The organism is Niallia laureatilytica (assembly GCF_046613985.1).
Taxonomy (GTDB): domain Bacteria; phylum Bacillota; class Bacilli; order Bacillales; family Cytobacillaceae; genus Niallia.
The window spans coordinates 349,125-363,252 of the sequence record NZ_JBKKHP010000004.1 but is presented as its reverse complement, the minus strand read 5'-3'; the positions used below and the strand labels follow the sequence as shown (position 1 = coordinate 363,252).

Sequence of the window (14,128 nt, the reverse complement as noted above, 5' to 3'; positions counted from 1 at the left end):
TGCAAAGATGGAGCAGAATGCTTACCGTTTTTTTACGATTTCATAGCCAAGCAAGTCGACTGCATGCTCAATACCTTGTTCTAATGTTGAGAAGGTTGGAATAGTACTTAAATCTACTCCTGAGTTAACAATTTGCACACCTAATGTCGGACTGATGCCAACAAGGATACATTCCCCGCCTAAAAGGGACACTGCCTTTACTAAGCCCTGCAGGCGAAAAACAATATACTCGTCAAATTCACTGATTGCCGTCATATCCAGCAACAAATAACTAGCTCTTTTTTTGGAAAACTCAAATAAGGTTGTTTGGAGCAGTCCTTCAAATCGCTCATCATTAAATTTCCCGACAAGGGAGACTGCTAATATCCCTTTTAACACAGGCATAATCGGTGTAGACAAATGTTTGACAAGATCTGTCAGCTCATGCGTTCTGTCCGCTACTTTTTGTTCCAGCTCACTGATATATGCTTGTTCTTTTTGTCGTGCAAGCTCATGGATATTATCATTAGGTGTAATAGAGGATGGGAAAATTTCAATCTCATCATATTCACTGCCAGACAGCTGCGATTTATTGACTTTATACCACATGTTTTCCTTCAATAAGCCTGTAAACACTCCGGCCCAATGGCTTGGTAAAAGAACGAGCGCCTGCTCTTTTTTGAGAGATTGATAGATGCGATGCTCCCAGCTGTTTTCAAGCTGCAGGATAATTCGTTTCTCCTCCAGACAAAAATGGCGGACATTAATTTTCCCCCAGCCTGCATTCCGATAAATATCGATATATTGCGTAAGTACATTTCGTGTATCAATTCTATCTTTGTAATAACTGCTCACCAGCTCGCCCATTCGGAATCCAGTTGCCTCTAAAACGGTATTAGACACATCTTCCCCTGATATCTCAATGATCGTGCTGATGAATAATTCTATCGCGGAGTCCCAAAACAGCATAGATGGGGCTCCGTCAAATGTAAATACACCTTTTTCTTTATCCCAAGTAAACACAGTTGAATCAACCTGTGTACGTATAATAGAGTCACCCATCGCTACTCTCTCCCCTTTTTATTTCTCTTCCAGCTTTTTTCCTAACCCAAACATGAATTGGTAAAACAGCTCTAACGCTTGTGCGATTGTTAAATCCTCTGTAAAACCAGCTGCATTTTCAATCGGAAGGTTTACATCCCAAAGTCCGTCCTGTCCGTTAAACATCAAGCTGTAAGAATTCTCTTCTCCCAGCTGTTCAGCAAAATAGGCACGGATTACGGCTTCCTGTTTTTTAGGTGCTTTGAAGCCGAACAATGCATCATACTTGCGAAATACAGAATCTACTTCCAATGTCAGTCCTTCCACTTGAATAATGTCAAATAAATCAGACTCGATGTATAAGTATTCCTCAAGATTTGCTTTTAATAGTGAAATCTTGTCATTCAAAAAAGAGGCAGGCAAGTTGTCCTTAACAATTTCATCACTCTCTTTATTGGCAAGCTCCATATAAGTTTGACCAAGTCGGTCAGTTAACTCGCTAACAGCGATATTTTCTTCCTTTGCCAACTCATTTTCAAGTACGTATGCTCTTTCTAATGGAAGAACGGAGATTTTACTGTTAGTTGCATTTTTTTCAATGTATTTCATCATGTTTGCTTTAATCACGTTCCTGATAGCTCCTTTACCTTATTATTTCTTTTTAGATCTTTTTGGTTTATAGACAGCACTGCCTGTATGCCTGCTTGCATTTGAACCATTCGTGCGCCCTTTTTCCTGTCTTGTTCCACTATTGCTGTTTCTTTTTCCACTATCTTGCTTTTTATCTTCATTCGAAGACTGTTTTTTTCTTCCTTGAACAGCTTTTGCTTTTTGCGCAGCACGGAAGCCAGTTTTCCGTTTACTGTCTGGGGCCTTTTTCTCCTGAACTTTTTTATCATCCGTCTTTTTTAATTGCTGCATTTTTTCAATACGAATGCCAAGCTCATCTTCTATCATATCCAATGTTTGTCTGTCATCAGAAGTATATAAAGTAATCGCAAATCCTTCTAAGCCAGCTCTTCCTGTACGTCCGATTCTGTGCACATAGCTTTCTGCATCTGCTGGGATGTCATAATTGAATACATGTGAAATCCCGTCAATATCCAACCCTCTTGCTGCAACATCTGTAGCAATTAAAATTGGAAACTTTACATTACGGAAATCTTTCATCACTTGTTCACGTTTCGCTTGGGAAAGGTCACCGTGTAATTCACGGCACTCAAAGCCATTGTTTCGGAGAACTTCATACAATTTGCTTACACGTCGTTTCGTACGGCAAAAGACAACAGCCATATAAGGATTAAAGGATGTAATTAGACTCATTAATGTTCCTTGTTTCGCTCTGTCTGTTGAGTGCATCGAAAACTGTTTTACCGTTACAGCAGGACCTTGTTTTTTCTCTGCTGTTATATATTCAGCTTCTTTCATATATTTCTTGGCAAGCATTTTAATATTATCTGATATCGTTGCAGAGAACATTAAAGTTTGTCTGTTTGCTGCTGATTTACGCATTATGTATTTGACTTCCTCTAAGAAGCCGATATGAAGCATCTGGTCTGCCTCATCTAACACTAGCACTTTCAAGCGGTCGAGCTTAATGTGGCCGCGTTTCATATAATCGATTAGTCTGCCTGGTGTTGCAACAACAATGGAGATATTATCCTTCATCCGATGCAGCTGCTTCTCTACATCCTGCCCGCCGTAAGCAGTGAGCACCTCTGCATAATCTGGTTTCACTTTCTCTATTTCGGCAGCGATTTGGATCGCTAGCTCTCTTGTTGGGCTGACAATCAATGCTTGAATATAGTCTGCATCTTTTTTTAGCTTTTGTACGATTGGCAAAGCAAATGCATATGTTTTACCTGTACCAGTCTGGGCTTGTGCTATCACATCTTTTCCTTCTAAAATGGATGGAATAACCATTTTTTGAATAGGAGAAGGTTCTATTATACCTCTATTTCGCAAAAGGTTTATTGCATTATCATTGATTCCTAAGCTTTTAAAATCTGTCAATTCATATCCCTACTTTCTACTGGCTGACTTAATGTAGCCAACCATTCTTTATTTTGGCTTTTTATGATGAAAATAGCAAGTATATGTGAAGAATTCTTGACTGAAAACCTCTGTTTCTTTGTAAATTTCTCAAAAGAAAAGGAGCAATAGACCTTAGTCTATGCTCCTGGCATTGCTTAGACCAACTTTAGAATTTCGGTGACTGCATAAGCTACACCATCATCATTGTTGCTCTTAGTTATATCACTTGCTCTTCTTTTTATTTCATCAGGAGCATTTTCCATTGCAAATGATCTTGTAGACACTTCGAACTGTGTTAAATCATTGCCGCCATCTCCAAATGAGTAAATTTCATCGAATACCATTTTCTTCATGTTTTCATATCTTCTAATTGCTTTGCCTTTTTGAGCAGCACTTGAAGTGATTTCACAGTTATTTGGGAAAGAGGATGAAAAGGATACGCTGGAAATCTCTTTTAAACTATTTTTAACTGTATCAATTCGCTCAATTTCCGTTTCATTTACTACAGCTATCAATTTATATAGCTTAATATCTTCCATGTCAACAATGCCTTCATAATCCTGGCTGCTGAACATTTCTTCAATTTGGTCCCATGATTTCCCTCTTAAGGAAGGTAAAGTACCTGGGAATCCTCCTCTATTTGTATAAACAAGAATACCGACGTTTAACGGCTTTAGTTTTTCTAAAAGTTCAAAGTACAATTCTTTGGAAAGAGTAGTTTCATAAAGCAGCTCCCCTGTTTCTGAATACATCATACTTCCGTTCAAACAGAAAATTGGCAGCTCCAATTCAGCGACACCAGCAACTTTAATAACGTCTGCATACTGTCTGCCTGTATTTAGAATTACTTCTATATTATTGTCCTTCATTTGTTTAATAACATTTCTATTATTCTCGGAAATCAGATGCTGGTCATCTAACAGAGTTCCGTCTAGATCAATGGATACACATTTCATTCTGTTTGCCCCCTTAAGTACTATACTCTTAGTATTATAACTTTTCGTTTCTCTAATAGACAGCCTTTTTGCCTCACAAAAAATAAGGAGAGAGCTAAAGCTCACTCCTTATTATGCATCTAGCTTTGTATCAAGGGGTTTTAATCTTGCTTCAATCTGTTCACGCTGCGGCTCTAAAAACGGCGGAAGTGCCAATGACTCTCCAAGATGATCAATATGCTCATCTGTATCAAAGCCAGGACCATCTGTTGCCAATTCAAACAAGATACCGTTTGGTTCTCTGAAATAGAGAGATTTGAAATAGAAACGGTCTACGAAGCCTGAGTTTTGGAATCTTGATTCATTGACTTTATTGATCCATGCATACAGCTCTTCTTCATCATCGACACGGAAGGCAACATGATGGACTCCGCCTCTGCCTAGCCGCTGTACAGGCAAATCGGTTCTTTCCTCAATATGAACTTCTGCGCCAGTTCCCCCTTCTCCCGTTTCAAACACTAACACATCAGGCTGATCTTTAATAGTGGAAGGAAATTGTCCTTTTAAACGGAACCCCATTAGCTCTGTAAGCACACGTACGGTTGATTCTGTTCGGCGGACGGTCAGCTGAACTGGTCCAAGGCCGATAATTGCATGCTCTAGCGGAATTGGTCCGTTCTTCCATGGTATTCCTCCTGCTACCCCACTGTTTTGTTCATCAGAAACAAGGAAGAAACGCTGGTTTTCATAATCTCTGAACTCAAGTGTTTTCCGTCCCGCTCTTTCCAGAATGTCCCCATGAGTGACTTGCAACTCATCAAAACGGTTCACCCAATATTGTAAGGATGCATCACTCGGCACACGTAAAGAAAGTGCAGAGATACTGCTGACACCTTCTTTGTTCGGAGCAAGATTTGGAATTTCAAAGAAGGTAAGCTCTGTCCCTGGATTGCCCTTTTCATCACCATAAAATAGATGATAAACAGATGGATCATCTTGATTTACTGTTTTTTTAATAAGGCGCATGCCTAAAGTTTTTGTGTAAAAATCATAGTTCTGCGCTGCTTTTGCTGTCATGGCTGACACGTGATGAATGCCTTTAAAGTTCATCTTAACTCCTTCTTTCTATTTCTGAATTTTTTTTAGCAGATGAAGCAGCTGCTTTTTTTCCGTATCTGTTAATGCATCAAATTGAGCCGCTTGAAACATCTCTTGTTGAGGAATCACTTCGCTGTACAGCTTAGATCCTTTTTCTGTGAGCGATACGTATTTCGTTTTCCATTCCTGTTTTCTTTCAATCAGGTTCTGCTCCTCCATCTTCTTTAAAAGCTGAGCAATATTCCCTTTTGAAACAAGTAATTTATCTGCAAGCTCTTGCTGGGAAATAGATTTATTATGACCAATTTGCGCCAGCAAATCCAGCTGTGCAACATTCAGTCCGAATTCTTTCAAGTGCTGGTTGCTTTTTCTGTTGCTTTTGTTATAAAACCGGGAAAGCCGGAACCATAACAATACGCCTAGCTTTACATTTCTGTTTGTTTTCGTCATTTTTATTCACCTAATTATGAGTTTAGCGGTAAACTTATAATCTTAGTTTATAACTAAACTGATATTTCGTCAAATACTTTTACCTTAAAAATTGGATTATTTATGAATTTATTGTATGTCTTAAACTATTATCTTCTCGATTTCTGCAGACATACATATAATCGAGCAGGAAAAATGGCCAGCGAAAAGCCCAAGCATTCAGCTTGGGCTTTCATCAAATATTTATTTGCAACATTACCGGACAATGATCACTGCCCATGACATCACAATGAATTTCTGTATCTATCAGTCTATCTTTTAAACGTTCAGACAGGATAAAATAATCGATTCTCCAGCCGATATTCCGCTCTCTTACTTTTGCCATATAAGACCACCAAGTATAAACATCACCTCTGTCTGGATACAGATAGCGGAAGCTGTCAATATAGCCTGAATCAAGCAGGCTCGTCATTTCTCCCCGCTCCTCCACTGTGAAGCCGGAATTGCCGAGATTTGATTTTGGGTTTTTTAAATCGATTTCCTGATGGGCCACATTTAAGTCCCCACAGTAGATAACCGGTTTAACGGCATCAAGTTCTTTTATATAGGTTTTTAGCTGTTTTTCCCATTCGATTCTATATCCAAGTCGGCTTAAGTCTCTTTTCGAGTTGGGTGTATACACGTTCAGCAAAAAAAATTCAGGGAATTCTAGTGTAATAGCTCTTCCTTCTAATTCCTCAAAGTCTTCCCCAATGCCGTAAGTGACACTGATTGGCTCCTGTTTTGTAAATACAGCTGTGCCGGAGTAGCCTTTTCGCTCCGCATAATTCCAAAACTGATGATAGCCTTCTAAGTCTAACTGTATTTGGCCTTCCTGCAGCTTTGATTCTTGTATACAAAATATATCTGCATCTATTTCATGAAAAAAGTCTAAGAAGCCCTTTTTTACACATGCTCTTATGCCGTTCACATTCCATGTTACTAATTTCATCTGTAATGCTCCTTATTAATAATAATCATTCTAAATTAATAGATTACCATGAAACTAGCAATCAATAAAGTAATATCCTTTTTCCAATTTAAACACAAAAAAATCTTATCCCTGTTGCTGATATGAGCATGGGATAAGATTGCCGTTTATACAACGGTTGGCGATTCAGCAAAACCAACATCATAATGGCGAATAAGCTGATAAAGACCTTTAGCAATTTGCTCTTTACCGTATAGCGGTTTTCCATGACCTGTATAAATGGTGCTTGGCTCTAGTTTTGCCAGTTTAATGATTGATTCTCTGCTTTCTGCACGGTTTGGTGTAAAGTAAGCAGGAGGTCCATGTATCTCTTCTTTCTGCGTTAATACAGCAAGTAATGACTCTTGTTTAACGGTAACAAAAGCATCTCCTGCCAGCATCAGTCCATCTTCTTTTCTGTATAACGATATATGTCCTTTCGTATGCCCTGGTGTATGAATGCCCTCCCAGCCCTGCATGAATTCTAACTCTGTGCCAGTTTCTATTTCACGTAAATTAGAGTGAAGCCCAATACCATCACGGGGATAAAACGGCGATAAAAACGACATTAGTCCTTTAACAATAAATGGTGTTGGTCTTGGATACTCCTTCTCTCCTGTTAAATATGGCATCTCCTCGTGATGGGCATATATTGGTACATCCCATTCTTTAAGCAAAACCGGCAATGCCCCGATATGGTCAAAGTGGCCATGTGTTAATACGATTGCTTTTGGCTTCTTGCTGCCAAATAACGTGGAAGCATATTTCAAGATAAATTTAGCAGAATACGGCACCCCTGCATCAACCAGTACCCATTCATCTTTATTTTTGCCTAGTCCAGAAATGAATGCGATATTTGCGATAGCTGTTCTGTATCCATATACATCTGTGGCTATTTTCATGTTCGATTCTCCTTTTTCCTATTATTGTTGCCAATATTTTTGTTCTGACACTGTAATTCGATTTATTTTTTTCAGGGATACATGTAATTTTCCGTTAAAGCGAACACTAAACTTAAACACTTAATGGAGATGCTTTAAATGAATACACAGCAAAAAAGTCTGCTTGAAGAATTAAAAAAAGATGAATGGAGTCACTCTAAAGAGTGGTTTGAATATTGGCTCGGCTATTCAGGACCAGATCACTGGCAGTTTTGGATTGGACTTGCTCTTTTAATAGTGCCGTTAATTGCTTTTTTTCTATTGATAAATAAGCGTAATGCCCTCCAGCTCGGCTTCTATGGATACAATGTTCATGTGTTCTTTACCTATATCGATTTATATGGCGCTAATAATGGTTATTGGTTTTATCCTTATAAGGTGCTGCCAATCCTTCCATCCAGCTTTGCATTGGACGCCTCATTTGTACCGGTGTTTTTTAGCTTCATATATCAGTGGTCTCAAGCAAAACAAAAGAATTATTATGTATGGTCAATAATATTATCTGCTGTTTTCGCATTTGTTTTAAAACCTTTGTTTGTTGCTATTGGCATGTTCGAGTTTGGCAAAGGTGCAAATTACCTTCATCTATTTATTGGCTATGTTATTGTTGCCTTAACAGCAAAATGGATGACAAATCTGTTCTTGTATTTTGAAAAAAAAGCCAAAGTTCAGCATTCCTAATTAAACAAACCAAGCTATTCTAGCACAGGTTCACTTATTCAAAATGGATGTTTTGACCAATCTGGAGAAAAAGTGTTAAGATGGCAACGAGGTGAAACGACAATGATAGATTCATTTAAAGCAGTAGTTGTAGATAAAAAAGACGAGGATTTTTCTTTAAAAGTGGACCAAGTCAGCCTAGATAACTTATCAGAAGGAAATGTTCTTATTGAGGTTCATTATTCTGGAATAAATTATAAAGATGGACTTGCAAGTGTATCAAACGGCAAAATCGTCCGTTCCTTTCCACATATTCCAGGCATTGATCTAGCAGGCATTGTAGTCTCATCTGATGATGAACGCTATCAAAAAGGCGATAAAGTTATTGCCACAAGCTATGAGATTGGCGTATCGCACAGCGGCGGATACAGTCAATATGCAAATATCCCTGCAGATTGGATTGTGCCCCTTCCAGATGGCCTTACATTAAAAGAAGCAATGATTGTTGGGACAGCAGGCTTCACTGCAGGCTTAAGCATTCAACGACTTGAAGAAAACGGCTTGACTCCTGAAAATGGCAAAGTACTCGTAACAGGTGCAACAGGTGGTGTCGGAAGCTTTGGTGTGGCAATGCTTGCAAAGCTGGGCTATAAGGTCGATGCAAGTACAGGCAAGCAATCGGAGCATACATATTTACAAACTATAGGTGCTGACAGCATCATTTCCCGCACAGATATTTATGACGGCAAGTTGAAAGCCCTTGATAAACAACAGTGGGCTGCTGCCATCGACCCTGTTGGTGGAAGCACATTAGCTGCGATCACAAGCAAGCTTCTTTATAACGGCTCGGTAGCTGTGAGCGGCTTAACAGGCGGCGGTGATGTCCCGGCAACAGTATATCCTTTTATTTTAAGAGGTGTTAATATACTGGGGATAGATTCTGTCTACTGCCCGATGGAAACAAGAAAAAAGGTTTGGAACCGAATCGCTACAGACTTAAAACCAGCTGATTTAACCCAATTTATTTCAAGTGAAGTAACGCTCGAAGAGCTTCCTTCTGTCTTGCCAACCATCTTGGAAGGCTCTGTACGCGGAAGAATAATTGTTAACATTAAAGGATAAAAAAAGGACCTTCAAGGTCCTTTTCTCATTTCATTTGCATCCATGTTTCGATATAATGGACTGCAAAGTTTATATTTTCTTGTGGATACGCTTTAGCTACCTTCGCAAGCTCACCTTTCATATAAGACTTACCCTTTTCATAAAAGCTTATATTTGCTCCTTCAGAAGACTCTCCTGTTTCAACACCAATATTGATTGCTTTGCCAAAGTCTTTCGCATATTGCACCTCTGTTTTTACAAGAGCATTAATACCATTGATTCCTGCTGCTGCATTTCTGTATGCCATGATTGTGGCAAAATCACTGTTTTTAATAGCCCATTTTGCAAGATTGCTTTTCCCATACGTATTGGCAAATGTTATTTCATCAAACCAAAAAGGAATGTCCATACTAAACTCAAGGTTTAAGTTATTGCTTAGTTGTCCGCTGCGTTTGATTAATTTTTGATATGCTAATACAACGTCAGCTCTGTCTGTATTCCATTCTTTCAAAATATATGGTTCTACATCTAGATGAACACCTGTAAAACGTTGATTTTCCGTACTGTTTTTTTGATAGCTTTTCACCCATTGAAACAAGCTGTCAGCATAACTTTGACCGCCGTCCAACGCCCATTTCGGTGCACCATCTAATGCATGAACACTAATTTTATTATTAGTCGCTTTAGTAATAAATTGTTGATATACCTTCCGTGCAACCTCTTGGTCAACCTGCAAATAAACATCCGTTACCTGATTTTTCACTAGGAAACTAATGATTTTATTTTGACCAGCTGCTGATGTTAATGACCATGGATTCCAAATCCAAGTAGCATTTGTTTTACTGCTTTCTGCAGCATTTGCATTAATAGCAGGCAGCATTAATCCCACCACCAGAAAAAGAATGACTAGTTTCTTCATATATATACTTCTCCTTTTAGAAAAGCCTAGACTAATCCAAAGGAGAAGTCTGGCAGCCTGGCAGCCATTCGTTTTTACTAACGGTTAGGCCCATAGCTTTGCGTCCTTGCTTTTCAACAAGTTTGCCCTTTTCAGATGTAATTTAGTTACCTATATTATAGCTTTTCTCAATCTATTTTCCTACTACTATTATCATAGTTGTTAAATGTAAAATATGGTTATAAAGGAAGAAACAACAAAAAAAAGATGTGTTTAGTTACAACACATCTTTACCTAGTTAACATAATAATATTATATTTAACCATTTTCAATTGCCTTACACACTTCAATCGTTAATTCTTGAGTGATTTCATCGAGCTTCGGCTGGAGAACACTATTTACCATTGGTGCAAACGTTCCAAACGCATTGATTTCCAAGTAGCCAGTCATCCTCGTCTCATTCACTCCGCTTTGCTCGGCTGAAAAATACCCGTTTCCCATAAACTTTTCATTTATACCAGTTAATTTAAAAGAAACCTCAGAAGGTTCTTCCCATTTAAGAATATCTACTCTTAACGAGATTTTCTTCTTTAGAATGCCTAGATCCGTCTTGAATTCCCATGTTGACACCATTTCTGAGATAAGTTGATGCTGTATATACCCTGGCACAAGCGGAGCCCAATTATCCATTGAGCGAACAAAATCCCATACTTTCTCCATTGGTGCTTTTACTATAACGCTATGTTTTCTGCTTGGCATTTACATGAACACTTCCTTCTCCATATGTCTATTATTATGCATATTCATATAGGAAGAAAGTATGTATACTGACAATAATTTTATTAGTTTACATAATATTATTATCGTAAAATTAATTAAAGTAATCTGACAGCTCCATCTCCATCGCTTTTTCTTTTTGCGCATCAGAGACATGTGTATATTTTTGGGTTGTATTTAAATTTGTATGTCCTAACAACTCTTGAATTGTTCTGATATCTCTGCCGTCCCTGACAAGATGTGTTGCAAAGCTGTGGCGAAGCTTATGGCTGGAGATAGATTTTTGTTTCCAGTTATATTCTGGATATTCGCTTTCAATCGAAGCACATATACGCTCTGTTATTTCCTGAATCCTTCTTCTTGAGATCCTTTTCCCTCTTCTGGAAATGAATAATGCATCTTCATAGCCTTTCATTGGCAGAATTCTATCTTCCTTAATATAGGCCGCCAGCTCATCATAAAGCTTTGCTGGCAAAGGAATATATCTATTTTTATTACCTTTACCTAAGACGTGCAACCCTCTTTTGCCAGATTGAATCGAGGATATGTTCAGAATATGAATCTCAGAAACCCGCAAACCAGCAAAAGCCATCAAGCCCATCATGATTTTATTTCTGCGCTGATGCTGCTTTTGGGAAACAATGCCGACCATTTCAAAATATGCTTTCAACTCATCCTTTTCTAAATAACTCGGCAGCTTTCCTTTTTGTTCTTTTGCACTTACCAGTTCAGCGGCAATGTTTTTATCGAGAAGTTCATAGTCCATTAAACATTTGAAGAAAGAGCGCAATGCTGTCAGCCGTCTATTTCTTGATGCAGCACTGTTGCCTCTTTTCGTTTTAAGCTCATTCATAAATAGAGTTATATGAAGTTTTTTTACATCCCCTAATTCTACTTTTGCTGCCTTTTTTCTTGTTATAAATTCTAAAAATAAGAAAATATCACGTATGTAGTTTTCTATTGTAAATTTGCTGTAATCTTTATTGTCCATCTCTGTTTGAAAGATAGTAATTTCATCCTCATACCAACTTGCTAATAAATTATTATCCATCTCTATAATCCACCAATCTTCGACTTTTATCTATTATTTATTATACTATATTCCTTAATAAACCGCACATAAGAGATATTATGCGCGGTAATGCAGTCAAAACTGCTACAAAAGAATGAAATTATCTTCTCCGTGTTATGACCTATTTAATTTGTTGCTATTTATTGGGATAATTAGTAAGAATAACTAGCTGTTAACTACTAGAACTAGAGGTGTTTTTTTGTGAAAATACTCTTTTTAATAATCAGTTTTTTAAATTTAGCAGATGGGTTATTAACCTATATTGGGATACAGCTTGAGCTAATAGATGAAGCAAACCCGTTAATGAGTTCTGTCTGGGAGATATCTCCTTTTTTGTTTTTAGCTTTGAAATTCTTCTTATCAATCTTACTCTTTATTTTCGCTTATACTTTTTCAACAAAACATGTAAAAACATGGACGATTATTCTCATTGTTCCCCTGTTATTATATGCAAGTATTTTCGCTGTCCATCTAACTTGGATTTCATACGTAATTAAAGTGCAATATAATAATATTATGTAAACTAGTATTTTTCACTCTTTATCTGAGTATATAAAAAAAACTAAATTACTGTTAAAGGAGCTTTAATCATGAATGTACATAAAGCCATTACCAAACATGTTAATAAAGTGAATGTTCGTGTAAAAAGTTCCAAGCATTAGATCAGCAGCGAGAATTCATTATTGAAGAAGCAATTGCTCTCTGCAAAAACGAATATCCCTTCACTGTCGATAATATTAATGCAGTCACAGAGCAAATTAATGAATTAGCAAAACAAGGAACTATTCCAACACGAAAAATCGTTACAATTAAAATGGTTCAGGATTTTGTAAAGAAAGAAAACTCCTTATCTTAACGATAAGGAGTTTTCTTATATTATTTTCCTGCCTAGCTGTCCCAATGCATAATGAATGCCATGCTTTAACGTTTGGAAACAATCAAATTGAGATAAATTAATATTTGCCTGTGATACGACAATACTCAGTTCTGGGGAAATTCCTACTAAAATCGTTTGAATGCCAATAAGATTTGCAGCCGAACCGATTTTCTCCAAAAGACTTGCAGTATGCTGACTGATATCCCGGTCCAAACCAGTTAAGTCTAATACTAAATAGCTTGCCTTATATTGAGGTAAATTATTTAGTGTATTAGTAACAAGCAGTTCAGAACGGTCTTCATCATACTTTCCAAGGAGCGGAACAATTACGATGTCATCATGAACGGGAATAATCGGAGAAGAAATTCTTTTGACTAATTCCTTCAGCTCTTTCGTTTTTTCCTCAACAACCTGTTCTAATCGAGCAATCTGTTCGGATTCTTTTTTCCTCGCGAGCTCATGGATATTATTCGTAACAGTAATTTCTGATGGGAAGTATTCAATAATGCTGCACTCATTGCCTTCAAGCTGCTCTTGAATAATTTTGTACCAAATATTTGTGCCGAGTAATCTGGTAAATATACCAGCATAATGGGCAGCTAAATAACATCCGCCCTTCTTTTTTCCTTGCTCTACATTTATTTTATATTCCCAGCTGTCTTTAATATGAGCGGTTAAAGTTTTCGTTTGATAATTCAAATCAAAAATTTCAGCCACACCCCAGCCTGCCGATGCATATGTAGCGGTAATAAGATTCGCCGCCTCCCTCACATCTACATCCTTCATTTTTTCAAAATACTCGCCAACGACTAGACCTTGACGATAACCGGTTGCCTCAAACACTAAGTTTGAAGCCTCTTCACCAGATATTTCTTCAATCGTATCAAAAAAAGTTTTCATCGCACTAGAAATCCAAAAAAGAACAGCATCTTGCTCTTCAAACAAAAACCTGCCCTTTTCTAATTCCCACTCAAAGTGTAAACCACCAATATGAATAGAATTATTGCTCATGTAAATCCCCTTTTTCCGTCCATTTTTCTTTTCTCTATTATTGTTATATTCACCTAGCTTATATACACTGTTTTTCATTTTTTTAAACCTGTTTCGTGAAAATTTTATGTGGAAATAATAGTTTATTTATCTTTTTCGTTTTGAAACGGTGCTTTATCTACTTATATTACTTCTCTAGTTGATTATATTTAAAATAGCTGTTATTAACACTCCATTCATTTATTTTTCCTTTCCTCTTAGTTTTACTAGGCCTCCGCCAACTCCAA

General features: G+C 37.5%; 16 protein-coding genes and 1 riboswitch. Of the genes, 4 read left to right on the top strand and 12 right to left on the bottom strand.

Annotated elements, in window-relative coordinates:
* Positions 1 to 21: 21 nt before the first annotated feature.
* The 8 genes from ACLIJJ_RS13570 to ACLIJJ_RS13535 form a co-directional block, all read right to left on the bottom strand.
* A complete protein-coding gene (locus ACLIJJ_RS13570) occupies positions 22 to 1,041 on the bottom strand; it encodes an STAS domain-containing protein (protein WP_233313883.1) in 1,020 nt (339 codons plus the stop codon).
* An 18-nt stretch (positions 1,042 to 1,059) separates the two neighbouring features.
* On the bottom strand, positions 1,060 to 1,632 hold the full coding sequence (locus ACLIJJ_RS13565; protein WP_411411054.1) for a branched-chain amino acid aminotransferase: 573 nt from the start codon (positions 1,630 to 1,632) through the stop codon (positions 1,060 to 1,062).
* Positions 1,633 to 1,671: 39 nt separating this feature from the next.
* Positions 1,672 to 3,033 carry a DEAD/DEAH box helicase gene (locus ACLIJJ_RS13560; RefSeq protein WP_233313885.1) on the bottom strand — a complete coding sequence of 454 codons (1,362 nt, stop codon included), beginning with the start codon at positions 3,031 to 3,033 and terminating at the stop codon, positions 1,672 to 1,674.
* 176 nt (positions 3,034 to 3,209) lie between these two features.
* Positions 3,210 to 4,010 carry an HAD family hydrolase gene (locus ACLIJJ_RS13555; RefSeq protein WP_341076791.1) on the bottom strand — a complete coding sequence of 267 codons (801 nt, stop codon included), beginning with the start codon at positions 4,008 to 4,010 and terminating at the stop codon, positions 3,210 to 3,212.
* A gap of 111 nt (positions 4,011 to 4,121) precedes the next feature.
* Entirely contained in the window at positions 4,122 to 5,099 is a 978-nt protein-coding gene (locus ACLIJJ_RS13550) for a ring-cleaving dioxygenase (protein WP_411228660.1), read from the bottom strand.
* A gap of 15 nt (positions 5,100 to 5,114) precedes the next feature.
* Positions 5,115 to 5,537, bottom strand: a complete 423-nt coding sequence (locus ACLIJJ_RS13545; protein WP_411411053.1) for a MarR family winged helix-turn-helix transcriptional regulator — start codon at positions 5,535 to 5,537, stop codon at positions 5,115 to 5,117.
* Between the two features lie 214 nt (positions 5,538 to 5,751).
* Complete coding sequence (locus ACLIJJ_RS13540) at positions 5,752 to 6,507, bottom strand: exodeoxyribonuclease III (RefSeq protein WP_233313889.1); 756 nt, start codon at positions 6,505 to 6,507, stop codon at positions 5,752 to 5,754.
* Between the two features lie 146 nt (positions 6,508 to 6,653).
* Positions 6,654 to 7,427 (bottom strand): MBL fold metallo-hydrolase, encoded by a 774-nt coding sequence (locus tag ACLIJJ_RS13535; RefSeq protein ID WP_233313890.1) that lies wholly within the window; start codon positions 7,425 to 7,427, stop codon positions 6,654 to 6,656.
* A 138-nt stretch (positions 7,428 to 7,565) separates the two neighbouring features.
* Between ACLIJJ_RS13535 and ACLIJJ_RS13530 the strand changes: the two genes are divergently transcribed.
* Together ACLIJJ_RS13530 and ACLIJJ_RS13525 are read left to right on the top strand one after the other, a co-directional pair.
* Positions 7,566 to 8,147 carry a CBO0543 family protein gene (locus tag ACLIJJ_RS13530; RefSeq protein WP_233313891.1) on the top strand — a complete coding sequence of 194 codons (582 nt, stop codon included), beginning with the start codon at positions 7,566 to 7,568 and terminating at the stop codon, positions 8,145 to 8,147.
* A gap of 102 nt (positions 8,148 to 8,249) precedes the next feature.
* Positions 8,250 to 9,248, top strand: coding sequence for an NADPH:quinone oxidoreductase family protein (locus ACLIJJ_RS13525; protein ID WP_411411052.1), 999 nt, complete (start codon positions 8,250 to 8,252; stop codon positions 9,246 to 9,248).
* A gap of 25 nt (positions 9,249 to 9,273) precedes the next feature.
* On the opposite strand, the gene ACLIJJ_RS13520 is transcribed toward ACLIJJ_RS13525, so the two are convergent.
* The 3 genes from ACLIJJ_RS13520 to ACLIJJ_RS13510 form a co-directional block, all read right to left on the bottom strand.
* Positions 9,274 to 10,146 carry an amidase gene (locus ACLIJJ_RS13520; RefSeq protein WP_233313893.1) on the bottom strand — a complete coding sequence of 291 codons (873 nt, stop codon included), beginning with the start codon at positions 10,144 to 10,146 and terminating at the stop codon, positions 9,274 to 9,276.
* Between the two features lie 48 nt (positions 10,147 to 10,194).
* Positions 10,195 to 10,283, bottom strand: a riboswitch (cyclic di-GMP riboswitch).
* A 160-nt stretch (positions 10,284 to 10,443) separates the two neighbouring features.
* Entirely contained in the window at positions 10,444 to 10,884 is a 441-nt protein-coding gene (locus ACLIJJ_RS13515; RefSeq protein WP_237941399.1) for an SRPBCC family protein, read from the bottom strand.
* Between the two features lie 112 nt (positions 10,885 to 10,996).
* On the bottom strand, positions 10,997 to 11,953 hold the full coding sequence (locus tag ACLIJJ_RS13510) for a tyrosine-type recombinase/integrase (RefSeq protein ID WP_233313895.1): 957 nt from the start codon (positions 11,951 to 11,953) through the stop codon (positions 10,997 to 10,999).
* Between the two features lie 222 nt (positions 11,954 to 12,175).
* On the opposite strand from ACLIJJ_RS13510, the gene ACLIJJ_RS13505 reads away from it, so the two are divergent.
* Together ACLIJJ_RS13505 and ACLIJJ_RS13500 are read left to right on the top strand one after the other, a co-directional pair.
* On the top strand, positions 12,176 to 12,496 hold the full coding sequence (locus tag ACLIJJ_RS13505) for a DUF5658 family protein (RefSeq protein ID WP_411411051.1): 321 nt from the start codon (positions 12,176 to 12,178) through the stop codon (positions 12,494 to 12,496).
* 157 nt (positions 12,497 to 12,653) lie between these two features.
* Positions 12,654 to 12,830: a DUF2533 family protein gene (locus ACLIJJ_RS13500; protein WP_411411072.1), complete on the top strand. Its 177-nt coding sequence runs from the start codon at positions 12,654 to 12,656 to the stop codon at positions 12,828 to 12,830.
* Between the two features lie 15 nt (positions 12,831 to 12,845).
* On the opposite strand, the gene ACLIJJ_RS13495 is transcribed toward ACLIJJ_RS13500, so the two are convergent.
* Entirely contained in the window at positions 12,846 to 13,862 is a 1,017-nt protein-coding gene (locus tag ACLIJJ_RS13495) for an STAS domain-containing protein (RefSeq protein WP_411411050.1), read from the bottom strand.
* Positions 13,863 to 14,128 lie beyond the last annotated feature (266 nt).